At 60.9% G+C, this 21,602-nt stretch carries 19 protein-coding genes; 3 read left to right on the top strand and 16 right to left on the bottom strand.

Translation table 11 applies throughout. From position 1 onward, the window contains the following. Positions 1-47: 47 nt before the first annotated feature. Entirely contained in the window at positions 48-2,177 is a 2,130-nt protein-coding gene (locus INR99_RS04205) for a TonB-dependent receptor family protein (RefSeq protein WP_194115057.1), read from the top strand. Next, a complete protein-coding gene (locus tag INR99_RS04200; protein WP_194115056.1) occupies positions 2,174-3,667 on the top strand; it encodes a hypothetical protein in 1,494 nt (497 codons plus the stop codon). Before INR99_RS04205 ends, INR99_RS04200 begins: the two co-directional genes overlap by 4 nt. A 50-nt stretch (positions 3,668-3,717) precedes the next feature. On the opposite strand, the gene chrA is transcribed toward INR99_RS04200, so the two are convergent. From chrA to rpsU, 14 genes are all read right to left on the bottom strand, one after another. After that, entirely contained in the window at positions 3,718-5,061 is a 1,344-nt protein-coding gene (gene chrA / locus INR99_RS04195; RefSeq protein WP_194115055.1) for a chromate efflux transporter, read from the bottom strand. A 59-nt stretch (positions 5,062-5,120) separates the two neighbouring features. After that, on the bottom strand, positions 5,121-6,251 hold the full coding sequence (locus INR99_RS04190; protein ID WP_194115054.1) for a MalY/PatB family protein: 1,131 nt from the start codon (positions 6,249-6,251) through the stop codon (positions 5,121-5,123). Between the two features lie 43 nt (positions 6,252-6,294). Continuing rightward, a complete protein-coding gene (locus tag INR99_RS04185; protein WP_194115053.1) occupies positions 6,295-7,344 on the bottom strand; it encodes a sulfate/molybdate ABC transporter ATP-binding protein in 1,050 nt (349 codons plus the stop codon). Positions 7,345-7,355: 11 nt separating this feature from the next. Then, positions 7,356-8,231, bottom strand: a complete 876-nt coding sequence (gene cysW, locus INR99_RS04180) for a sulfate ABC transporter permease subunit CysW (RefSeq protein ID WP_194115052.1) — start codon at positions 8,229-8,231, stop codon at positions 7,356-7,358. Between the two features lies 1 nt (position 8,232). Further along, positions 8,233-9,096, bottom strand: a complete 864-nt coding sequence (cysT, locus tag INR99_RS04175; RefSeq protein ID WP_194115051.1) for a sulfate ABC transporter permease subunit CysT — start codon at positions 9,094-9,096, stop codon at positions 8,233-8,235. A 65-nt stretch (positions 9,097-9,161) separates the two neighbouring features. Next, positions 9,162-10,163 (bottom strand): sulfate ABC transporter substrate-binding protein, encoded by a 1,002-nt coding sequence (locus INR99_RS04170; RefSeq protein WP_194115050.1) that lies wholly within the window; start codon positions 10,161-10,163, stop codon positions 9,162-9,164. A gap of 166 nt (positions 10,164-10,329) precedes the next feature. Continuing rightward, positions 10,330-11,085 carry an oligogalacturonate-specific porin KdgM family protein gene (locus tag INR99_RS04165; RefSeq protein WP_194115049.1) on the bottom strand — a complete coding sequence of 252 codons (756 nt, stop codon included), beginning with the start codon at positions 11,083-11,085 and terminating at the stop codon, positions 10,330-10,332. 88 nt (positions 11,086-11,173) lie between these two features. Then, the gene (locus INR99_RS04160) at positions 11,174-11,779 is read right to left on the bottom strand and encodes an RBBP9/YdeN family alpha/beta hydrolase (protein ID WP_228098081.1); all 606 of its coding nucleotides are present in this window, start codon (positions 11,777-11,779) and stop codon (positions 11,174-11,176) included. Beyond that, complete coding sequence (locus tag INR99_RS04155) at positions 11,776-12,627, bottom strand: EAL domain-containing protein (RefSeq protein ID WP_194115048.1); 852 nt, start codon at positions 12,625-12,627, stop codon at positions 11,776-11,778. The genes INR99_RS04160 and INR99_RS04155 overlap by 4 nt, the downstream gene beginning before the upstream one ends. 26 nt (positions 12,628-12,653) lie before the next feature. Continuing rightward, the gene (locus tag INR99_RS04150) at positions 12,654-13,655 is read right to left on the bottom strand and encodes a sulfate ABC transporter substrate-binding protein (RefSeq protein ID WP_194115047.1); all 1,002 of its coding nucleotides are present in this window, start codon (positions 13,653-13,655) and stop codon (positions 12,654-12,656) included. Positions 13,656-13,937: 282 nt separating this feature from the next. Further along, a complete protein-coding gene (rpoD, locus tag INR99_RS04145; RefSeq protein WP_194115046.1) occupies positions 13,938-15,878 on the bottom strand; it encodes an RNA polymerase sigma factor RpoD in 1,941 nt (646 codons plus the stop codon). A gap of 99 nt (positions 15,879-15,977) precedes the next feature. Next, entirely contained in the window at positions 15,978-17,951 is a 1,974-nt protein-coding gene (gene dnaG, locus INR99_RS04140; protein WP_194115045.1) for a DNA primase, read from the bottom strand. A 22-nt stretch (positions 17,952-17,973) separates the two neighbouring features. Continuing rightward, positions 17,974-18,414 carry a GatB/YqeY domain-containing protein gene (locus tag INR99_RS04135; protein ID WP_308431441.1) on the bottom strand — a complete coding sequence of 147 codons (441 nt, stop codon included), beginning with the start codon at positions 18,412-18,414 and terminating at the stop codon, positions 17,974-17,976. An 81-nt stretch (positions 18,415-18,495) separates the two neighbouring features. After that, the gene (gene rpsU / locus INR99_RS04130; RefSeq protein WP_028453256.1) at positions 18,496-18,708 is read right to left on the bottom strand and encodes a 30S ribosomal protein S21; all 213 of its coding nucleotides are present in this window, start codon (positions 18,706-18,708) and stop codon (positions 18,496-18,498) included. Positions 18,709-18,873: 165 nt separating this feature from the next. Between rpsU and tsaD the strand changes: the two genes are divergently transcribed. Beyond that, positions 18,874-19,887, top strand: a complete 1,014-nt coding sequence (tsaD, locus tag INR99_RS04125) for a tRNA (adenosine(37)-N6)-threonylcarbamoyltransferase complex transferase subunit TsaD (RefSeq protein WP_194115043.1) — start codon at positions 18,874-18,876, stop codon at positions 19,885-19,887. 107 nt (positions 19,888-19,994) lie between these two features. Here the strand turns inward: tsaD and INR99_RS04120 are convergent, their stop codons facing one another. Both INR99_RS04120 and INR99_RS04115 read right to left on the bottom strand, forming a co-directional pair. Next, positions 19,995-20,645, bottom strand: a complete 651-nt coding sequence (locus tag INR99_RS04120) for a fumarylacetoacetate hydrolase family protein (protein WP_194115042.1) — start codon at positions 20,643-20,645, stop codon at positions 19,995-19,997. A 9-nt stretch (positions 20,646-20,654) separates the two neighbouring features. After that, positions 20,655-21,575: a CobD/CbiB family protein gene (locus tag INR99_RS04115; RefSeq protein ID WP_194115041.1), complete on the bottom strand. Its 921-nt coding sequence runs from the start codon at positions 21,573-21,575 to the stop codon at positions 20,655-20,657. Positions 21,576-21,602 lie beyond the last annotated feature (27 nt).

Below are 21,602 nucleotides of genomic sequence, written 5' to 3'. Positions count from 1 at the left end.
CAGGCTAGCCGCGCTTATTCGCGGCCAGAACCGGAATCCCCGTCACCATGACTTGCACTACTCTTTTCCGCCGCCCCCATCGCCCGGCAATCCTTGGCCTGCGCCCGTTGTATGGCGCATTTCTCGCAGCTCTACCCCTGCTGGCGCAAGCAGACCCCACCACCGTTCTGGATGAAGTAGTCGTCACCGCTACCCGTGAAGCTGGTCCGCTGGCGACCGCCCCCATCTCGATCGGTTTGATCAGCGAAAAAACCATCATAGAAATCAAGCCAACCTTTATCGGCCAGGTGCTCGACAAAATCCCCGGGGTGCACATGCCCGATCTGGGGAACGAGCAGCACAACATGTCCATCCGCCAGCCGATGAGTTATTCGGCGGTCTACCAGTATCTGGAAGATGGCATTCCGATCCGGCCGGTGGGTATCTTCAATCACAACGCGCTTTATGAAATCAATCTGCCCTCAGCTGGCGGCATCGAGGTGCTGCGCGGGCCGGCATCCAGCCTTTACGGCAGCAACGCGGTTGGTGGTGCAGTCAACTTCACCAGTGCGGCTCCCACCACCACACCGCTGTTCGAGTCCAGCTTCCAGGGCAGCAATCAGGGATACCGCCGGCTGGATGTCACGGCGAGCAATAGTCGGGATGACAGCGGCCTGCGGATTGCCGGCTACGTCGCCCATCGCGGCAACAGCTGGCAGGACTACAGCAGCATGGACAAATCCGCACTGACCTTGCGCGCCGATCACTGGATCAGCGACACCATCCTCTGGAAAAACCTGCTGAGCTATTCGGCGCTGGATACCGATATGCCGGGCAGCCTAAACGAAACGGATTACAACAGCCGCCCGGGCTATTCCTACCAGAGCTTTACCTATCGCGATGTCGCGGCACTGCGCGCCAGCACGACACTGGAGGGTGAATTCAATCCTCAGGGATACAGCAGTGCGACGCTGTATGTGCGTAACAACCGCACCGACCAGCTGCCGAGCTATCTGATCTTCAACACCGGGCCGGACAGCGCGCGCGGGCGCACCACGGAAAACCGCTTCCAGTCGCTGGGCCTGTCGGCCTTTCATCGCCAGCAGTGGGGGAATTTCAGAGCCACGCTCGGCACGCTGCTTGAACGCAGCCCCAACGATCAGAGCGAAACCAATCTGAACATCCGGCGTGACCCGTTGACCGGCAAATACCTGGATTATCAGACCGGCGCCGTGCGCCGTGACTACCACGTCGATCTGGGTAACGCGGCCCTGTATGCCGATTTCGGCTACCAGATCAGTCCGGATTTCGGCATCAATGCCGGTGCGCGCTACGATCGTGTCAGCTACGACTACACCAACGCATTGCCAGCGTCGGCCACTACCGGCGCGCCCTCGCAAACCCAGTCCTTCGCGCAGACCTCGCCCAAGTTCGGCTTCACCTGGGCCGCCAGCAAGGCCGCGTTTGTCTACGGAGGCTACAGCCGCGGCTTTACCCCACCCGAAATCAGCAGCCTGTTTGGCAGTGCCGTTCGACCCGATCTGCAATCAGCCACCTTTGACCAGCTGGAATTGGGTTTACGCCTGCAGCCGCTGGCAGGCCTGAAGCTGGATGCGGCCATTTACCGCCTCGAGGGCCAGGATGAACTGGTGAACTATTCATTGGCACCGGGGCGCTCCGAACCGCGAAACGCCGGTCGCACCCGCCACGAGGGGCTCGAGCTGGGCGTGAACTGGCAGTTTGCCGAATCCTTCAGCGCGGCACTGGCTGGTCAGTACGCCCGCCACATCTACCTTGAGTACCAGCCTTCCGCAGTGGAAAACTATGCCGGCAAGGATATTCCGGCGGCACCGCGCTGGCAGGGAACATTCGAACTGGCCTACCGCCCGAGCGCGCAGCTGAGGATCGCGCTGGAAACTGCATACCTTGGCAAGTACTGGATGGACAACCGCAATATGGTTAGCTATGCAGGGCATACCCTCTTGAATCTGCGCAGCGAATTTCAGTGGCACAACTGGACCCTCTGGGCGCAGGCACTCAATCTCGGCAACGTGCATTACGCCGAGATGGCAGCCAGCAGCTACAAGGGCATGGGTGCACATGACGGGGATACACAGGACAGCTACACGCCGGGCGCTCCGCGCAGTGTCTTTATCGGCCTTGCCTACCGCTTTGCCGGTCCGAAGGGGGCGCAATGAAACGCGAACCCGAAATCCTGCTGAGCCCGCAGCGCAGCCGAGCCAGCGCACTGGGCTGGCTGCAGCGCTGGCATCGCCGGCTGGCCTGGCCGGCCGCAGCAGCAGTTCTGCTTTGGGGCCTGAGTGGCATGCTGCATCCCTTGATGAGTGCGCTCAGCCCGACGGCACAGCCACTGCCGCCAGCGCCTGCTCTGCCTGCCGGGCTCACCCCCGTACTACCGGCCGCCGCCGGCATTGCCGCCTCCGAGGGAAAACTGCAATCGTTGCGCCTGCGCATGCTGGGCGACACACCCGCCTGGCGACTCGGGTTGCGTGGCAGTCCCGAAGGACAGTGGTTCGACGCGCGCAGCGGCAGCGCGCTACCTGCCACCGACCGGCAGGAAGCCGAGCGGCTGGCGCGCGCACTCGCGGGCGATGCCAGCTCGCCTGTCCGGCACATCACACCGGTCACGCAATTCAGCCGCGGCTACCCAGCCATCAACAAGATCCTGCCGGTCTGGCGCGTGGAGTTTGCCCGTGAAGACGGGCTGGTCGCCTTTGTTGATACCGAAGGTGCCCGCCTGGCCAGCCTGTCGGACTCGCGCAAGCGCCTGCTGATGCCGATGTTTGCCAGCTTGCACACCTGGAGCTGGGCCAGCGATCCGGTCAAGCAGCTCGGGATGACGGCACTGCTGTTGCTGGTGCTGGCCAGCAGTGCCGGTGGCATCGCGCAGTACGTGCTGCGCGCCCGCCGGGGCACGCTGAAGCCAGGCCAGGCTCCGCTGCGACGCTGGCATCGCACGCTGGGGATCACGATCGGCGCTGCCGGCATCGTGTTGGCGACTTCCGGGCTTGCGCATCTGTGGCTGCAGCACCCGCCCTATGCCGCTGCGGCGCCGGCCGCTCTGCCTGCGGCGCCGGCACTGGCAGCCATTCCGGCCGGCAGCCGCGAACTGATTGCCGTGAAGGTGCAGGATAGTCTCTACTGGCTGCAGCTAGCCGAGCCAGCCGCGCCGGGTGGCGAACATCAGCACCACGCACCGCCATCCGCCGCAGGACAGCTGCCGCAGTACCTCGACAGCCGAGGTATCCCGCAGGCCGGCGTGGCCGAACGACACGCTACCGCACTTCTGCAGCAGGTCAGTCACGGCACGGTAAGACAAGCGCCGGCAAACGTGGTGCTGGTGCGCCAGTTTGCAGGCGAATACGGCTTTTTCCAGAAACGGCTACCGGTCTACCGGATTGATCTGGGCGATGAAGCGGCCAGCAGCTGGTATATCGAGCCGGCCACCGGCGCCTTCTCGACCCGGATCGATCGCGGCGACCGGCTGGAGGGCTGGGTGTTTGCCTACCTGCACAAGTGGCACTGGCTTGACCCGCTGGGCAGGCCGGTGCGCGACATCCTGCTGGCCAGTGCGGCGGGAGCCAATGTGCTGCTGGCCATGCTGGGATTGCTGCTGTGGCGACGCAAGCAGCGCACAGCACCCCACGGAAACCAGCCAGCCGTCTAATACTCAACAGGGTATAGCCACAAGTAACCTTCTAAAAGTGAACTTGATGGCTATACCCCAGAAATTCGCAACAGCACCCCGGCAAGTGCCGCCCCGGCAATCACCCTGGGCACACTGATCCGCCAGCGAAACAGCGCCAGCGCGGCAGCACCGGCAATCAGCAGCGCCGGATAATCCGGCGCCCCAGCCCAGCCCTGCGGCCAGAACACGTGGTAGCCGAAAAACAGCGCCAGATTGACGATCACCCCGACGACCGCAGCGGTAATGGCAGTCAGTGGCGCAGTCAGGCGCAGCTCGTCCCGCGTGGCCTCGACCAGCGGCCCGCCAGCCAGAATGAAGACAAACGACGGCAGAAAGGTAAACCAGGTGACCAGAGCCGCGGCCAGCGCACCCGCGGTAAAACGCCATTCAGCCCCGAATAACGCCGGTACATAGGCACCAACAAAACCGACAAACGCTACCACCATGATCAGTGGCCCGGGCGTGGTTTCACCCAGCGCCAGCCCATCGATCATTTGTGTGGGCGACAACCAGCCATAATGCGTCACCGCCCCCTGATACACATACGGCAGTACCGCGTAGGCCCCGCCGAAGGTCAAGAGCGCGGCCTTGGTAAAGAACCAGCCCATTTGCGTTAGCGTGTGCGACCAGCCCAGACTGAGTGTCAGTACCAACATCGGCGCGGCCCAGAGCAGCGCGCCAATCACCAGCAGCAAGGCCAGCCGGCCGACACGAAAACGCGCGTGCTCAGGCAGCGGCGTGGCATCGTCAATCAGCGCAGCCCCATAATCCTTGCCGGCTTTGCCGTGCCCCCCACCGGCGGCAAACAGCTGCGGCCAGCGCCGGCCGGCCAGATAGCCGATCATTGCCGCCGCCAGCACAATCAGCGGAAAGGGCACATTGCCGGCAAAGATCGCAACAAAAGCCGCCGCAGCAAGTGCCCACAGCCAGCCATTTTTCAGCGCGCGACTGCCGATGCGGTGCGCGGCCTGCAGCACGATGGCCGTCACCGCGGGCTTGATGCCATAAAAAATCCCGGCCAGAAGCGGTTGCTGCCCCCAGGCCAGATACAGCCAGGAAAGCACGATGAGTATCAACAGCGAAGGCAATACAAACAGCACGCCAGCAACAATACCCCCAAGGGTACGATGCATCAGCCAGCCAATGTAGGTCGCCAGCTGCTGCGCCTCGGGGCCGGGCAAGACCATGCAGTAATTGAGTGCATGCAGGAAACGGCGCTCGGAAATCCAGCGCCGGCGCTCGACCAGCTCTTCATGCATGATGGCAATCTGCCCGGCCGGCCCGCCAAAGCTGATAAAACCGAGCTTCAGCCAGAAGCAGAAGGCCTGCCAGAACGAAACCGGCGCCGGTGGCGCCTCGCGGTGCTGCTCCATGGTGATCTCTCCCGGAATGACGGCCGGCTTATGCTGCCGGCTCGGTATTGCTTGCGTATCTATAGCAAGGGTTGCAGACGCCGCAGTGCCTCCTGCAGCAACTCGGTTGCGCAGCCAAAATTCAGCCGCACAAAACCCGGCATGCCGAAATCGCGCCCGTCCGACAACCCGATACCCAGCGCCTCGAACTTTGGCAGCGGATTTGTTGCATCAACGCTGCGTGCGTCAATCCATGCCAGATAGGTTGCCTGCGGGACGGTCAGCTTTAGCCGGCTACCGGCAAAGGCTTCGGCCAGCAAGGCACGATTGGTCCGCAGTACCGCCAGCAGGCCGGCATGCCAGTCTCCCGTGTCACGGTAGGCGGCCTCGGCACCGGCGTAGCCCAGCACATTCACCGCCGGAACCAGCCCCGCCATTTCGCGACGAAACCGGGCACGCAGCGCCGGGTCGGGAATGACCGCCAGGGCACAGCCCAGACCCGGGATATTCCAGGTTTTCGACGGCGCCAGCAGGGTGATGGTGTTGCGGGCGAACGCCGCATCCAGCCGGGCAAACGGGGTATGCCGCAGACCTTCATCCAGCAGCAAATCGCAGTGGATTTCATCCGAACACACCAGCAAATCGTGCCGCTTCGCAATACCCAATAGGGTATCAAGCTCTGAACGACTCCATGCGCGCCCTACCGGATTATGGGGGTGGCACAGCAGCAGCAGTCGCGTGCGCGGGGTAATGGCACTTTCCAGCGCGGCAAAATCCCAGCCCCACTGGCTACCCTCATCAATCAGCGCCACACTCTGCAGCTCACGCCCGGCCAGTCCCGGCGCCTGCAGAAATGGCGGATAGACAGGCGTAGCGGTCAGCACCGCATCACCGGGTTCTCCCGCTGCACGACAGGCCAGATTCAAGCCCTGCACCAGACCGGGCAACCAGACGATCCAGCTTGCGTCGATGTCCCAGTCGTAATGCACATGCGCATAGTCCTGCACAGCCCGGGTCAGCGATTCCGGCGCATGACTGTAGCCCAGCACGCCATGCTGCAGGCGTGCCGAGATCGCGGCCAACACCGCAGGCGGGGCGGCAAAATCCATGTCGGCCACCCACAGCGGAATGATGTCGCGGCCACGATACTTGTCCCATTTCAGGCTGGCGGTATCACGGCGGTCAGGGTAGGCAAAGGCAGCATCAGTCATCAGTGGCACCTGCAGGGAAACCGGCGGAGCTTAGCACGCGGACTCAGGCCTGAGGGGTGTAGACCTGCACCGTACGCGGCGTCAGGAACACCGTTTCCCCCACCTGCCAGCCCCCTTCGCTGTAACGCTCGCGGCTCAGCTCGACTTCCACCGCATCATGCCCTTCGACGTCCACTTCCAGCCGGATGGTCGCCCCCAGAATGCGAATGTGGTTGATTTCCCCGTGCAGCGCGTCACCAGAGGCCACACGCGACAGGTCGATTTCGTGCGGGCGCACGTAGATGATCGCCGGCGCATCGGGCGCGCCCGGTGCGGCAATCCGTCCCTTGCCCACTTCTGCCCAGCCTTGATGCACGCGGCTGTGGAACAGGTTCACGTCGCCAAGGAACTGGTACACAAAGGGGCTCGCCGGGGTATCGTACACCTGCTCCGGAGTACCCACCTGTTCGATGTGACCTTTGTTCAGCACCACGACGCGGTCGGCCACTTCCAGCGCTTCTTCCTGATCGTGCGTCACAAAAATGCTGGTCAGGTGTACTTCGTCATGCAGGCGGCGCAGCCAGCGGCGCAGTTCCTTGCGCACCTTGGTGTCCAGCGCGCCGAACGGTTCGTCCAGCAGCAGCACCTTCGGTTCGACCGCCAGCGCGCGCGCCAGGGCAATGCGCTGCCGCTGGCCACCGGAGAGTTGTGCCGGGTAGCGATCAGCCAGCCAGTCCAGTTGTACCAGTTCCAGCAGTTCATGCACCTTGCGTTTGATCTCGCTCTCGCTGGGACGGGTTTGTTTGGGGCGCACGCGCAGGCCGAAGGCCACGTTCTCGAATACGGTCATGTGGCGGAACAGCGCGTAATGCTGGAACACAAAGCCCACTTGGCGTTCGCTGACATGCTTGTCGGTGGTATCTTCACCGTGAAACAGGATCTGGCCGGCATCGGCGGTTTCCAGCCCGGCGATGATGCGCAACAGGGTGGTCTTGCCGCAGCCGGACGGGCCCAGCAGGGCCAGCAGTTCGCCCGAGGCGATGTCGAGGTTGATGTTGTCCAGCGCCACGAAGTTGCCGAAGCGCTTGGAAATGTTGCGGATATCGATGCTCATGGTGCGTTTCCTTATTCTTCGGTGGCGTGGCGGCGGTCTTCTTCGGCGAGGCGGGCCGAGCGCCATTCGATAAAGCTCTTCACCGCCAGCGTCACCAGGGCCAGCAGCGCCAGCAGCGAGGCGCAGGCGAAGGCGCCGACGAAGTTGTACTCGTTGTAGAGAATCTCGACGTGCAGCGGGATGGTGTTGGTCATGCCGCGGATGTGGCCGGAGACCACCGATACCGCGCCGAACTCGCCCATCGCACGGGCATTGGCCAGGATCACGCCATACAGCAGCCCCCATTTGATGTTGGGCAGCGTCACGCGCCAGAAGGTCTGCCAGCCCGAGGCGCCCAGCACCAGCGCGGCCTGCTCTTCGTCGCTGCCCTGTGCTTCCATCAGCGGAATCAGCTCGCGAGCAACAAAGGGAAAGGTGACGAACACGGTTGCCAGCACGATGCCCGGAATGGCAAAGATGATCTTGATGTCGTGTTCTGCCAGCCAGGGGCCGAACCAGCCCTGTGCCCCGAACAGCAGCACGTAGATCAGGCCGGCGACCACCGGTGACACGGCAAACGGCAAGCCGATCAGCGTGATCAGTACGCTACGCCCACGGAACTGGAAGCGGGCAATCGCCCAGGCTGCAGCGACGCCGAAGACCAGATTCAGCGGTACGGCAATCGCGGCCGTGATCAGGGTCAGCTTGATCGCGGAGAGCGCATCCGGGTCGGTGAAGGAGGCGGCAAACAGGCCCCAGCCCTGCCGCAGTGCCTCGAAAAACACCGAGATCAGCGGCACGATCAGGAATAGTCCGATAAATGTCAGCGCCAGCCCGGTGAGCAGCCAGCGTACCCAGCGTGCTTCGGTGGTTGCCGCACTGCGGCTGGCGGTCATGGATGCGGCCATATCAGTTTCTCCTACCCAGACGGCGGGCACTCCACCACTGCAGGCCATTGATCGCCAGCAGCAGTGCGAAGGACACCACCAGCATCACCACAGCAATCGCGGTGGCGCCGAGATAATCGTATTGTTCAAGCTTGCTGATGATCATCAGCGGGGTGATTTCCGACTTGAACGGCATGTTGCCGGCGATGAAGATCACCGAACCGTATTCGCCAATGGCGCGGGCAAAGGCCAGCGAGAAGCCGGTCAGCAGTGCGGGCCACAGGGTCGGCAGGATCACCAGCCGGAAAATCTGCCAGCGTGTGGCGCCCAGGCTGGAGGCGGCTTCTTCGAGCTCCTGCTCGATGTCGGCCAGCACCGGCTGCACCGTGCGCACCACAAAGGGCAGCGTCACGAAGGTCAGCGCGATGACGATGCCGATGGGCTGGAATGCCAGCGGCAACCCTTCCGGCCCGAACAGGTTACCCAAGGGGGTACCGGCGGCAAACCATTGGCCGATCCAGCCATTGGGTGCATACAGGGTGGCCAGTGCAATGCCGGCGACGGCGGTGGGCAGGGCAAAGGGGAGATCGACCAGGGCGTCGATCAGGCGCTTGCCCGGGAAGGGATAGCGCACCAGCACCCAGGCCACCAGGAGGCCGGTAAAGAGATTGATAACCGCGGCCAGCAGGGATGCACCAAAGGTGACCTTGTAGGTCGCGACGACGCGCGGGTCGGAGACGGTTGACCAGAAATGCGCCCAGTCCAGTCCGGTGGTTTTGACCACCAGCGCGGTGAGCGGCAAGATCACGATCAGAGACAGCCAGAAGATCGTGTAGCCGAACGACAAATTGAAGCCCGGCAACACGCTTGCTTGTTTGAAAGCCATGGGTAGATCCGATTCTCAGGCAAAAAAACGGGGGGCAAGCCCCCCCTCGCAGAGGTGCAGCGGTGTTACTTTTTGGCGATGCTCGCGGCGATCTGGTCATACACGCCGCCATCGTTGAAATGGCGCTTCTGGATCACTTGCCAGCCGCCCAGTTCCTCGACGCCGAAGAGCTTCACGGCCGGGAACTGTTTCGCGTACTTGGCGGCAACGCCCTTGTCACGCGGACGCAGGTAGTTCTGCGCAGCGATTTCCTGGCCTTCCGGGCTCCACAGGTACTTCAGGTATTCTTCCGCGGCCTTGCGGGTGCCCTTCTTGTCGACCACCTTGTCGACCACTGCCACCGGCAGGTCGGCATCGATGGAAATGCTCGGGTAGACCACCTCGAACTCGCCCCGGCCAAACTCGCGGGCAATCATTTCGGCTTCGTTCTCGAAGGTCACCAGCACGTCACCGATCTTGCGCTGCATGAAGGTCGTCGTCGCGGCCCGCCCCCCCGCATCCAGCACCGGCACATTGCGGAATACGCCGGCCACAAATTCCTGCGCCTTCTGGTCATTGCCGCCGGGCTGTTTCAGCGCATAGCCCCAGGCTGCCAGATAGGTATAGCGACCATTGCCGCTCGTCTTGGGATTGGGAACGATGACTTGCACACCGGGCTTCACCAGATCATTCCAGTCCTTGATCCCCTTGGGATTGCCCTTGCGCACGATCAGTACCTGCAGCGAAGAGAACGGCGCGGAACTGTCAGGCAGGCGTTTGGCCCAGTCGGCGGGCAACAGCTTGCCCTTCTCGGCAATCGCGTCGATATCGGTCGACTGGTTCATCGTCACCACATCGGCTTCCAGCCCGCTGATCACTGACAGCGCCTGCTTGCTCGAGCCGCCGTGCGATTGCTGGACGGTAAGGTTATCCTTGAATTTGGCGTCGTAATACTTCTTGAAGGCCGGGTTGTAGTCTTTGTAGAAGTCGCGCATGACGTCATACGACACATTCAGCAGGGTGGTGTCGGCATGGGCGCCCAGACTGATGGCGGCCAGCAGTGCGGCCAGATAACGGGGGATAGACATGATGCGAACGATCTCCAGATCAGTGGTTCTGCAGAAACTGTACCCGAAAGCACATAGCTCGCAAAATAATTACAAGTGCTTTTAGTCGCACTTTTACATATATAAAAACAACGCCGCGCCACCGGCATTACACCGATGGCGCGGCGTCGGACGTCGGCCGCCAGGCTTAGAAGAAGGTGTAGGACACCCCGACACGCAGGCGCCAATCGGCGACCGTGTCGTAGTTCTTGCTGCGCTTGTCGTCCGGATCCTTGGTCTTGCCGAGATACCCCAGCTCGGTATAGGCACGGACTTCCTTGGTGAACTTGTAGCCCAGCCCGATATTGTTCTCGAAGTAGTTGCTGCTGGCTTCGCTGCTGCTCGCGTTGTATTCGTAATCGTTCAGCTTGTGATCCCAGCGGAAGTTGTAATACGCATCCAGCTGGTTCTCGAAGGATTTGCGCAACCACAGATCGGTACGGGTGGTGTTGTCATTGTCCAGACGCCCCTTCAGATCCTTGCTCTCGGCCAGCTTGGCCTCATAGCGGAACCGGCCATCCAGGCGCCAGCCCGGTGCCAGTGCCCAGTTGAGCTGCACACCCGGCTTGATGATGTCATCCTTGCCTTCATTCTTGTCATGGGCAACGTCGTAGTAGAACAGCGGGATGATGGTCAGGCTGTCATTCAGCTTGTACTTGTACCAGAGCCCGTATTCGGTGTCATTCCAGTGCCAGGCATCAAAGCCCTCACCTGGAGCAGAGCTGTTGCGTACGGTGTATTCGACACTGCCACCGATGCCATTGGCAAAATCATGCGCCAGCAGCACCCGGTTCTGATATTGCTCCGCGCCGGAGCGGTACTGCAGGCGATAGTCGATACTGGCCGCACTGGCGCCGGTAGCGGCCGCAACAAGCAGCAGGGATGTGATGAGGCGAAGCTTCATGGTTTTTCCTTTGTGGTGTTGATGTGATTGGAGAAATCGGTATCTTGGTGCCAACACTGCCGAACGGGCCGCTGGCACAGTGAAGGTGTTACAGCGCCAGCTGAGCGTGACGACAATCCGGCATGGGGCGTGCCAGCAAGTCTCCTGCCAGACCTAGCCCATACGGCCAGTCACCCAGCCCGGAATCGGCGTTGATATGCCCGACACTGGACAGCAGCACAAACGCAGATCCCCACTCCTGCGCCATGGTGTGCGCCACCTGTGACGTACAGGCATAATCGTTGTCGCTAGCGACCAGTAGCGAAGGAAACGGCAGGCGTTCACGGCGGCGAGGCGCAAAGCCCTGCCCCTCCCAAGGCACCTGACTGCGCTCGCTATCTGCAGGCGCTACCAGCAAGGCAGCCCTGACCCGCGAACGGCTGAAGCGGTAGCGATTGGCCCAATACGCAACAGTCAGACAGCCAAGACTGTGGGCAACCAGTAGTATTGGCCTGGAGCTCTTGCGTATCGTCTCATCCAGCCGCATACCCCACTGCGTAACATCCGGATGAAGCCAGTCATCCTGCTCGACACGTTCAATGTCGGGATAGCGTTGTTGCCAGCGGCTTTGCCAGTGATTCGGCCCAGAGCCCTGCCAGCCCGGCACCAGCAACACACGATTACCAGCGGCCAGCCAGTGCGTGATCTGACTCATGCGGCTACCTCGACCGGCGGAGCGGGCAACGGCTGCGGAGCGGGACGCCCCAGCCAGTAGCCCTGCAACAGATTGGCACCGGCATCCAGTGCCATACGATATTGCAAGGGATTTTCGATACCCTCGATGACCACGCGACTACCCAGTTCGTGCATCAGGGCTACCACTCTGGGTAGAGCACGGCGAGTACGTTCATCCTGCTCGGCACGGGCAATGAATTGCCGATCAAGCTTCACATAGTCCGGTTCCAGTTGCCAGATCCGGTCGATATTGGCGGAGCCGGCACCAAAGTCATCGACCGCGATCTGGAAACCCTGCTCACGATAATTGCGAATGGCATTGCGCAATACGGCAGACTGGTTGCTGCTGATGTTCTCCTCGGTAACTTCCAGAGTGATCGGCAAGCGGGCCGCCCCCAGGCGCTCGCGGACATGTCCAAAGAAAGCGCCATGCCGTTCATTGATCTCCAGCAGATGCGTCGGATGCACATTCAGCGACAGCGGCAAGCTGGGACCATCAAGCTGCAGATAATTCACCAGGTGCAGAACCCGGCACAGGCGGTCAAAGGTCACCAGTTCGCCTTGGAGTGCGGCGATCGAGAATGCCCGTAGTGGTGCCACAGGCCTGCCACGCGCACTGGTGCGCAGCAAAGCTTCGTGACCGGACAGCTGTCCATTGCGATCAAACAGGGGCTGGAACACACTGCCCAACGTCAGCCCCAGCGTCCGTGCGATCAAACTGCGCGCCTCGGCACGAACCCACTCCACCCGGGACCAGCCGCCATCAAGGGGGTCCCCCCGTTCAGTGATCCACAGCTGCAGCAACTCTGGAAAAGATGGACTGTTCATACTGATCCCCTCTTTCCGTGCCGTGCTTACTTCGAGACCTTGTAGATCTGATCGAATACGCCACCATCGCTGAAGTGCGTCTTCTGCGCTTTTTGCCAGCCACCAAACACATCGTCGATGTCGAACAGTTGTACCTTGGGGAACTGGCTCGCGTACTTGGCAGCGATGTCCTTGTCCAGCGGACGGTAGTAGTTCTGCGCGATGATCTCCTGGCCTTCCTTCGAGTACAGGTATTTCAGATACGCCTCGGCCACCTTGCGGGTACCCTTCTTGTCGACATTCTTGTCAACGACAGCCACCGGCGGCTCGGCCTTGATCGTGTAGGGAGGCGCAACGATTTCGAACTTGTCGCGCCCCAGCTCACGGAACACCAGCTCGGCTTCGTTTTCCCAGGTAATCAGCACATCACCAATACCCCGCTGGGTAAATGTCACGGTCGAGCCGCGTGCACCGGTATCCAGCACCGGCACGTTCTGATACAGCTTCTGCACGAATTCCCGGGCCTTGTCGTCCGAACCGTAGGTCTTCTTCGCCCAGCCCCAGGCCGCGAGGTAGTTCCAGCGCGCACCACCGGAGGTTTTCGGATTCGGGGTGATCACTTTTACATCAGAGCGCACCAGATCGTTCCAGTCACGGATGTTTTTCGGGTTGCCCTTTTTCACCAGAAACAGGATGGTCGAGGTATACGGCGAGGCGTTGTCCGGCAGCTTTTTCTGCCAGTCGGGCTTGAGTAGCTGACCCTTGTCAGCCAGCTCGTCGATGTCATAGGCCAGCGCCAGTGTCACCACGTCGGCGTCCAGCCCGTCGAGGACCGCACGCGCCTGCTTGCCCGAACCGCCATGCGACTGCTTGATGGTCACGTCATCGCCAGTGGTTTTTTTCCAGTGCGCGGCAAAGGCCTTGTTGTAGTCCTGATAGAGCTCACGGGTCGGGTCGTACGAAACGTTCAGCAGCTCGACACTGGCAGCAAACGATGAGCCGGCCAGCAGAGCCAGAGCGATTGCGGAAAGGCGGGTTTTGATCGACATGATGACACTCCGTGTAGTTGATGGAGTGCATCATGACAGCCAGATCAATATCACCGGAAATACTTATATGTAATTTTTTTATATCACAACGGAATATAAAGCCATGCAGTGACGACAGCCGTCTGAACATCACCACAAATCTAGCACTGCACCAAAACTGCACGCACAATAAGATCCCAAACTACAGTCAGATCCCCCCACTCGATTGCGTGGCTCGTCGTGGCGGCCTTCAAAAAAAAACCACAGCATCTCTGCTGTGGTCTTTTCCCGGAATCAGGACGTTCAGGTTTCCGAGTTGCTATTGCTTTCGACAAAGCTCTTCAGGCGTTCCGAACGGGTCGGGTGGCGCAGCTTGCGCAGCGCCTTGGCTTCGATCTGACGGATCCGCTCGCGGGTTACGTCGAACTGCTTGCCGACTTCTTCCAGGGTATGGTCGGTATTCATGTCGATACCGAAGCGCATGCGCAGCACCTTGGCTTCCCTCGGCGTGAGGGTATCCAGGACTTCCTTGGTGGCTTCACGCAGACCGGCATAGACGGCAGCATCGGCCGGCGCCATGTTGTTCTGGTCTTCGATGAAGTCACCCAGGTGTGAATCGTCGTCATCCCCGATCGGCGTTTCCATCGAGATCGGCTCCTTGGCGATCTTGAGGATCTTGCGGATCTTGTCTTCCGGCATTTCCATCTTTTCTGCCAGGATATCCGGAGTCGGTTCATTACCGGTTTCCTGCAGGATCTGGCGCTGGATGCGGTTCATCTTGTTGATGGTTTCGATCATGTGCACCGGAATACGGATGGTGCGGGCCTGATCGGCAATCGAGCGGGTGATGGCCTGACGGATCCACCAGGTGGCGTAGGTCGAGAACTTGTAGCCGCGGCGGTATTCGAACTTATCCACCGCCTTCATCAGGCCGATATTGCCTTCCTGAATCAGGTCGAGGAACTGCAGACCACGGTTGGTGTATTTCTTGGCAATCGAGATCACCAGACGCAGGTTGGCCTCGATCATTTCGCGCTTGGCGCGACGAGCTTTGGCCTCACCGGTCGACATCTGGCGGTTGATTTCCTTGAGCTCCTTGATCGGAAGCATCGCGGTTTCCTGCAGGATGCCGAGCTTTTCCTGCTTTTCCATCAGCGCGTGCTGGTAACGACCGAGAATCTCGGAATAACCCTTGCCAGAGGCGATCTCTTCCTGCACCCAGCTGGTATCGCATTCGCGGCCCGGAAAGGTCTTGATGAAGTGATCGCGCGGCATACGGACTTTCTGCAGGCAGATGTCCATGATCTCGCGCTCGTGGCTGCGAATGTCGTCGACCATGCTGCGCAGCTGGTCACACAGGTTTTCCACCTGACGCGCCGAGAAACGGATCTTCTGGAATTCTTCGGCAATGGCGGCCTGCTGGGCGAGGTAAGTCTTGCCTTGATGGCCTTCCTTGGCCAGCGCCTTGACCATCTTGTCGAAGAGCTTGCGGATCACGTCGAAATGCTGCGCCGCCTCTTCCTTCAGCAAGGCCAGATTGGCGGCAGCGGCAGCAGCACCACCTCCGTCACCATCTTCGTCCTCTTCGTCCTCGGCATCGTCCTCTTCGAGCTCTTCGTCGGAGAGCTCCGGAGCCGGCGCCTCCTCTTCTTCAGGAGCATTCGGATCAATGAAGCCATCAATGACTTCGTCGATGCGGATTTCGTCGTTCAGGCCCTTGTCCACCAGATCGAGAATGGTCTGGATGGTAGTCGGGCAGGCCGAAATGGCCAGGATCATGTGCTTGAGGCCTTCCTCGATCCGCTTGGCGATTTCGATTTCGCCTTCACGGGTCAGGAGCTCCACAGTTCCCATTTCACGCATGTACATGCGCACTGGGTCAGTGGTGCGGCCAAATTCGGAATCCACCGATGACAGCGCAGCTTCGGCCTCTTCAACCGCATCCTCGTCCGCTACCGCAGGGGTGGCGTCGGACATCAGCAGATCTTCAGCGTCCGGTGCTTCGTCATACACCTGGATGCCCATATTGCTGATCATGCTGATCACGCCCTCGATCTGCTCGGCGTCGAGCATGTCTTCGGGGAGGTGGTCGTTGATTTCCGCGTAGGTCAGGTAACCGCGTTCCTTACCCTGCACAATCAGCAGCTTGAACTTCGCCTTGCGGACCTCGGGATCGAGGCTAGCCTCTTCACCCTGGGCGCGAGGATTGACATCTTGTTTATCGAAATCTTTATCAGTCGCCATGTCGGTACAACGCTCAGCGTATCGTGCAAAACGTGAAATTATAACAGAAAATTCAGCGCCCTTCCCGCCCAAGCGGCATTACTAACAGGGCGTAACAGTTCACTTGCCAGCCGCAGCCTGCAACAGCTGCAGGTATTCCTGCTTTTCCAACTCGGTCAGCCCGCCGTTTTCGCGGCGCACGTCCAGCTCCTGGCGGCGACGCACACGTTGCGGCGCAATGATCAGACGCTCCAGCAACAGGCAGGTATCGCGCAATTCCTGCTCGCGATCCTCGCGAGGAAAGCGCCCATAAAGCTGGAGCCCCTCCCGCAAACATTGCTCGAGATAACTGAACTCGGGGCGCTCCCGCCAGAATTCAAGCAGCAGGCTACCAGGCTGCTGAGGCTGGCTGCGCGCCAGAGTCAGCAATTCGGCCAGCAACGCCAGCCGCCCCTCCTGTGGCCAGCGCGATTCGACCGGATCCAGCCCGGCAACCGCCCCGGGATCGCACAGCACCAGCTGGAACAGCATGAGCATTGGATCAAGCTGGGCCCGCTGCGCCGGCGGCGGCGCCACCAACCCCTTGGCCTCGCGTTCTTCCTGCTCACGCTGCGCCCGCCAGTCGCCGCTGCGGCGCACAGCACCCGCTCCGGCAGCCGAGCGAGCCGCACGCCCGGATTTCCTGCCGCCCCCCCGGAAGGAACCAGCCGCCTCCTGCAGCGAAGAATACTCATCCTCGTAATGACGCACTTGTTCGCCATCATCGTAATGCGACTGCGCAGACACAACACTGCCGCCGCGCGGCGCCTGCAGTTGCGACATGTCGGCCTGGGAGAGCTGGCACAACTCACCGAGCCGCTTCTGGACCAGCAGGCGCAACACGGGCGCCTCCTGCAACTGATCGAGATAGGGGTGCGCAATATGCCAGAGCTTGGCACGCCCCTCCTCCGCAGTCAGATCAACCTGCAGCGACAACTCTCGCAGCAGGTATTGCGACAGCGGCAATGCCTCTTCATCAATCAGGCGCTCGAATGCTTCGCGGCCAAATTCCTGTACATAGGAATCCGGATCATGCTCGGGCGGCAGGAAGAGAAAGCGCACTTCCTTGCCGTCTCGCACCAGCGGCATGGCATTTTCCAGCGCGCGCCAGGCTGCGCGGCGACCCGCCTTGTCGCCATCAAAGCCGAACACGACCTCATCGGCGAGTTTGAGCAACTTTTTGACATGTTCCGGGGTGCACGCGGTCCCCAGGCTGGCGACAGCATACTCGACGCCATGCTGGTGCAGCATGACGACATCCATATAGCCCTCGGTCACCAGCACACGGTTGCGCTCGCGGATCACCGCGCGCGCCTGCGTCAGCCCGTAGAGCTCCCGCCCCTTCTCGAATACGGGGGTTTCCGGCGAGTTGAGGTACTTCGGCTCGCCCTGCCCCAGCACACGGCCACCAAAACCGATCACCGCGCCGCGCTGATTGAAGATCGGGAACATGACCCGGTCACGGAAACGGTCATAGCGGCGCTTGGTGTCCTCCTTCTCGATGACCAAGCCGGCCTCGGTAAGCAGCTTGTTCCAGTCGTAATCAGGGTATATAACCTTGAGCGCCTGCCAGTCATCACCTCCAGGCGCATACCCAAGACCAAAACGAGCTGCAGTCTTTCCCTCGACCCCACGCTTGCGAAAATAGGCAATCGCCTCGGGGGATTTCTTGAGCGCCGCACGATAGAAGTCGAAGGCCGCCTTCAGCACCTCGAAAATGCCGGGCGCCGCTTTCTCGGCCGGAGCTGCCCCGGCCTCTTCGACCGGCACGACCATGCCCAGTCCTTCGGCGAGCTTGCGGATTGCCTCGGGATAGTTCAGACCCTCGTATTCCATGACAAAGCCGATGGCCGAGCCGTGCGCACCACAACCGAAGCAGTGGTAAAACTGCTTGGATGGACTAACGGTAAACGAGGGGGATTTTTCCTTGTGGAAAGGGCAACACGCCTGATAGTTCTGCCCTGCCTTTTTCAGCGGCAGATATTTCTCAACCACGTCGACGATATCGACACGATTGAGTACGTCCTGGATAAAGGACTCGGGAATGCGCGCCAAGCTACCGCCCTGTCGCTACGGATCAGCCCAGACGGGCCTTCACCAGCTTGTTCACTTCGGCCATATCGGCACGACCGGTCAGCTTCGCCTTCAGCTCGCCCATGATTTTGCCCATGGCGGCCGGCGTGGCACCGTGCGTTGCCAGCGCGGCATCCACTGCTGCGGCAATCTCCTCGACAGACAGCTGCTGCGGCATGTAATCCTGCAGGATGACGATCTCAGCCTGTTCCTTATCCGCCAGATCCTGACGCTGTGCTGCCTGATACTGGGCAATGCTGTCACGACGCTGCTTGACCATTTTCTCGATAACAGCACTGACGGCTACGTCATCCAGCTCGATGCGCTCGTCGACTTCCTTCTGTTTGATCGCTGCCTGCAGCAGGCGGATGGTGGCCAGACGATCGGTTTCGCGCGCTTTCATGGCGGCTTTCATGTCTTCGGTGATGCGGGCTTTCAGCGACATGGTCATTCCTGGAGCGGTAAAAGGGATAAGCATAAACGACAAAAGGCCGCCATCGGCGACCTTTTCATGCGACGCAGCTGATTAGTACAGCTTCGGCGGCAGTTGCTGGCTGCGCAGGCGCTTGTAGTGGCGCTTTACGGCAGCTGCGAGCTTGCGCTTGCGTTCAGCAGTCGGCTTTTCGTAGAACTCGCGAGCGCGAAGTTCGGTCAGCAGACCAGTCTTTTCTACGGAACGCTTGAAGCGGCGCATCGCTACTTCAAACGGTTCGTTCTCTTTTACGCGTACAGAAGGCATGGATCGAATCCTGTTGTCTTTGCAGATGAGCCGCGGACGGCTGCATGGATGAAAGCAGCGGATTATCCACGAAAGATTCACCCCTGTCAAAGGGCTCTCTTCCCCTGTTGCAATCCTGCAGCTACCATTCGGTTTTGGCTTGAGCCACACGAAGAACACAACGCCATGCTGGTACTGGGCATCGAATCCTCCTGCGACGAAACCGGCGTCGCATTATACGACACTTCCGCCGGGCTGCTCGCGCATCAGCTGCACTCGCAAATCGCCATGCATGCCGAATACGGAGGAGTCGTGCCGGAACTCGCCTCGCGCGATCACATCCGCCGCGTGCTGCCGCTGACGGAAGCTTGCCTGGCAGACGCAGGTCGCAGCCTCACCGACATCGACGCCATAGCCTACACCGCCGGCCCCGGGCTTTCCGGCGCACTGCTGGTTGGCGCCAGCGTCGCCAATGCGATGGCCTTTGCCCTGAACAAGCCGACCGTTGCCGTGCATCACCTGGAAGGGCACCTGCTCTCCCCGCTGCTGGCCGATCCGGCGCCCGTATTCCCCTTTATCGCACTGCTTGTATCCGGAGGACATACGCAGCTGATGGCTGTGCATGGCGTTGGGCGCTACGAGCTGCTAGGCGAAACGGTGGATGATGCCGCAGGCGAAGCCTTCGACAAATCAGCCAAACTGCTCGGCCTTGGCTACCCTGGCGGCCCGGCCCTCTCCAAACTGGCCGATCAGGGCGACCCGGCCCGTTTTACGCTGCCACGGCCGATGCTCAACTCGGGCGATCTGGATTTCAGCTTCTCGGGACTGAAAACCGCGGTACTGAATCTGGTCAAGGCAGAACAACCACTCAACGAGCAGACTCGCGCCGACATTTGCGCGGCTTTTCAGGAGGCCATCGTCGAGGTGCTCAGCAAGAAATGCATCAAGGCCATGAAGCAGACCGGCATGCAGCGGCTGGTGATTGCCGGCGGCGTGGGAGCCAACCGCCAGCTGCGCGCCGGACTTGATGAAGTCTGTCGCCGCCGTAACTGGCAGGTCTTCTATCCGCCCCTGCACCTGTGTACCGACAACGGTGCGATGATCGCATTTGCCGGGGCGCAGCGCCTGCAACACGCCAGCAGCGCTGGCAGCTTCGCCGTGCAGCCACGCTGGGATCTGTCAACGCTGCCCGCGGCATGACACCCACCACCCTATCAAGCCCAATGCACGCCATTCAAAATGGCTACAGCGCAATACCCAATAAAAAAGACCGGCTCTGCCGGTCTTTTTTTGCCCGCCACAAGAACTCAGGCGACCCGGAAAGTCTTTTGGATCAGGCCGGGCAGGCTCAGTTCCAGCACATCGCCACTGACAATCGGGCCGACCCCTTCGGGCGTACCGGTGAAGATCAGATCCCCCTCCTGCAAGCCAAAGCGTGCCGATATCCAGGCAATCAGGGTAGCAATGCCAAACGCCATGTCGGCCGTCTGCGCATGCTGCTTCAGCTCACCGTTGCGCTGCAGCGTGAATTCCAGCGCCTGCGGGTCGCGGATCGTATCCGCAGCAATGAAGTCCGATACTGGCGCTGCACCGGCAAAGCCCTTCGCCAGCGTCCAGGGATTGCCAGCCTTTTTTGCCGCGGCCTGAACATCGCGGGCAGTCAGATCCAGACCGAGCGCATACCCGGCCACATGGCTCAAGGCCTCCTCGACCGGAATATCACGCCCGCCACGACCGATTGCCACAACCAGCTCGGTCTCGTGATGGACTTCGCTCGACCACTGGGGCAAGACCAGCGGCGCCTCACCTTGCACCAACGCCGAACTGGGTTTGAGAAACACCATCGGCTCGGCGCCGATGCTCGAGCCCATTTCTTTGGCATGCTCAAGGTAATTCCGGCCAACACAGAAAATATTGGCAACGCGCAGCTCGCGATCAGCAATGCGGATATCGGGCATCACCACACCTTACGCCAGCCACTGGCCGAGTGAGTACAGCAGCACCACCGCCACCCACAATAAAATGGTGCGCCACACCAGCCCGACGGCGCTGGGCAGATAGTCGACACTGGCCGGCTCGCCGACACCGATTTCAGGCCGCAGCTTGATGGTGTGGTCCTGATGCAGTGCCTCACCCAGCTTCACGCCCAGCGCACCACCGGCGGCGGCCAGCAGAATGCCACTGCTGTAATGCGCCCAGTGGCGAGCCTGCGTGCGCCAGCAGTACACGGCATCTTCGAAATTGCCCATGATGGCGTAGCCCACTGCCGTCAGGCGCACCGGGATATAGTCCAGCACCTCGAGCACGCCGTTGGCAAAATAACCGAATCCGTCGTCACGGCGCCCCCAGCGCTGCTGCAGGAGGCTAGCGGCACGGTAAAGTACCGCCCCGGCCGGGCCGGCAATCCAGGAAAGCGCCAGAAACCAGAATACCGTAGCAAACACAAAGCGGAAGGAATCCAGCACCCCCTGCTCGATTGCCACGCGCGCCACCTCATCCGGCGTCATTTCGGAGGCTGGCTGGCCAGTCCAGTCAGCCAGCAGGGCACGCGCTTCAGCAAGATCATCTTCCTGCAGTGCCTTGGAAATCCCGGTAAAGGCGTGGCTGAACTGGCGGAAACCCATGTTCACATACAGCACCAGCACACTCCAGCCCACCGCCATCGCAGTACTGACCATGGACAACAGCCAATAACCCAGCGTGGTCACCAGCAAGAGCGGCAATACGGCAATCAGCCAGGCATACACGCCATTACGGTATTCACCGGCATTCAGATTGCGCTCAAGGCCGTTGGCACCGCGCACGAAAGCCAGATAGAGCGGGTTGCGACTACTGATCGGGCGCACTTGCTCCAGCGCCAGGGCAAGAATCAGGATGAGAAGACTCATGGGACTTTCCGGAAAAACGGGGCATCC

It is taken from the genome of Chitinilyticum piscinae (genome assembly GCF_015223195.1).
GTDB classification, from domain to species: Bacteria; Pseudomonadota; Gammaproteobacteria; order Burkholderiales; family Chitinibacteraceae; genus Chitinilyticum; species Chitinilyticum piscinae.
The sequence above is the reverse complement of the archived record's forward strand: the minus strand, read 5'-3'. Positions and strand labels throughout refer to the sequence as shown.

Coding starts and splice junctions, on each gene's coding strand:
- INR99_RS04205 (WP_194115057.1), top strand. CDS start 48: ATGACTTGCACTACTCTTTTCCGCCGCCCCCATCGCCCGGCAATCCTT.
- INR99_RS04200 (WP_194115056.1), top strand. CDS start 2,174: ATGAAACGCGAACCCGAAATCCTGCTGAGCCCGCAGCGCAGCCGAGCC.
- chrA (WP_194115055.1), bottom strand. CDS start 5,061: ATGGAGCAGCACCGCGAGGCGCCACCGGCGCCGGTTTCGTTCTGGCAG.
- INR99_RS04190 (WP_194115054.1), bottom strand. CDS start 6,251: ATGACTGATGCTGCCTTTGCCTACCCTGACCGCCGTGATACCGCCAGC.
- INR99_RS04185 (WP_194115053.1), bottom strand. CDS start 7,344: ATGAGCATCGATATCCGCAACATTTCCAAGCGCTTCGGCAACTTCGTG.
- cysW (WP_194115052.1), bottom strand. CDS start 8,231: ATGGCCGCATCCATGACCGCCAGCCGCAGTGCGGCAACCACCGAAGCA.
- cysT (WP_194115051.1), bottom strand. CDS start 9,096: ATGGCTTTCAAACAAGCAAGCGTGTTGCCGGGCTTCAATTTGTCGTTC.
- INR99_RS04170 (WP_194115050.1), bottom strand. CDS start 10,163: ATGTCTATCCCCCGTTATCTGGCCGCACTGCTGGCCGCCATCAGTCTG.
- INR99_RS04165 (WP_194115049.1), bottom strand. CDS start 11,085: ATGAAGCTTCGCCTCATCACATCCCTGCTGCTTGTTGCGGCCGCTACC.
- INR99_RS04160 (WP_228098081.1), bottom strand. CDS start 11,779: ATGAGTCAGATCACGCACTGGCTGGCCGCTGGTAATCGTGTGTTGCTG.
- INR99_RS04155 (WP_194115048.1), bottom strand. CDS start 12,627: ATGAACAGTCCATCTTTTCCAGAGTTGCTGCAGCTGTGGATCACTGAA.
- INR99_RS04150 (WP_194115047.1), bottom strand. CDS start 13,655: ATGTCGATCAAAACCCGCCTTTCCGCAATCGCTCTGGCTCTGCTGGCC.
- rpoD (WP_194115046.1), bottom strand. CDS start 15,878: ATGGCGACTGATAAAGATTTCGATAAACAAGATGTCAATCCTCGCGCC.
- INR99_RS04135 (WP_308431441.1), bottom strand. CDS start 18,414: ATGTCGCTGAAAGCCCGCATCACCGAAGACATGAAAGCCGCCATGAAA.
- rpsU (WP_028453256.1), bottom strand. CDS start 18,708: ATGCCTTCTGTACGCGTAAAAGAGAACGAACCGTTTGAAGTAGCGATG.
- tsaD (WP_194115043.1), top strand. CDS start 18,874: ATGCTGGTACTGGGCATCGAATCCTCCTGCGACGAAACCGGCGTCGCA.
- INR99_RS04120 (WP_194115042.1), bottom strand. CDS start 20,645: ATGCCCGATATCCGCATTGCTGATCGCGAGCTGCGCGTTGCCAATATT.
- INR99_RS04115 (WP_194115041.1), bottom strand. CDS start 21,575: ATGAGTCTTCTCATCCTGATTCTTGCCCTGGCGCTGGAGCAAGTGCGC.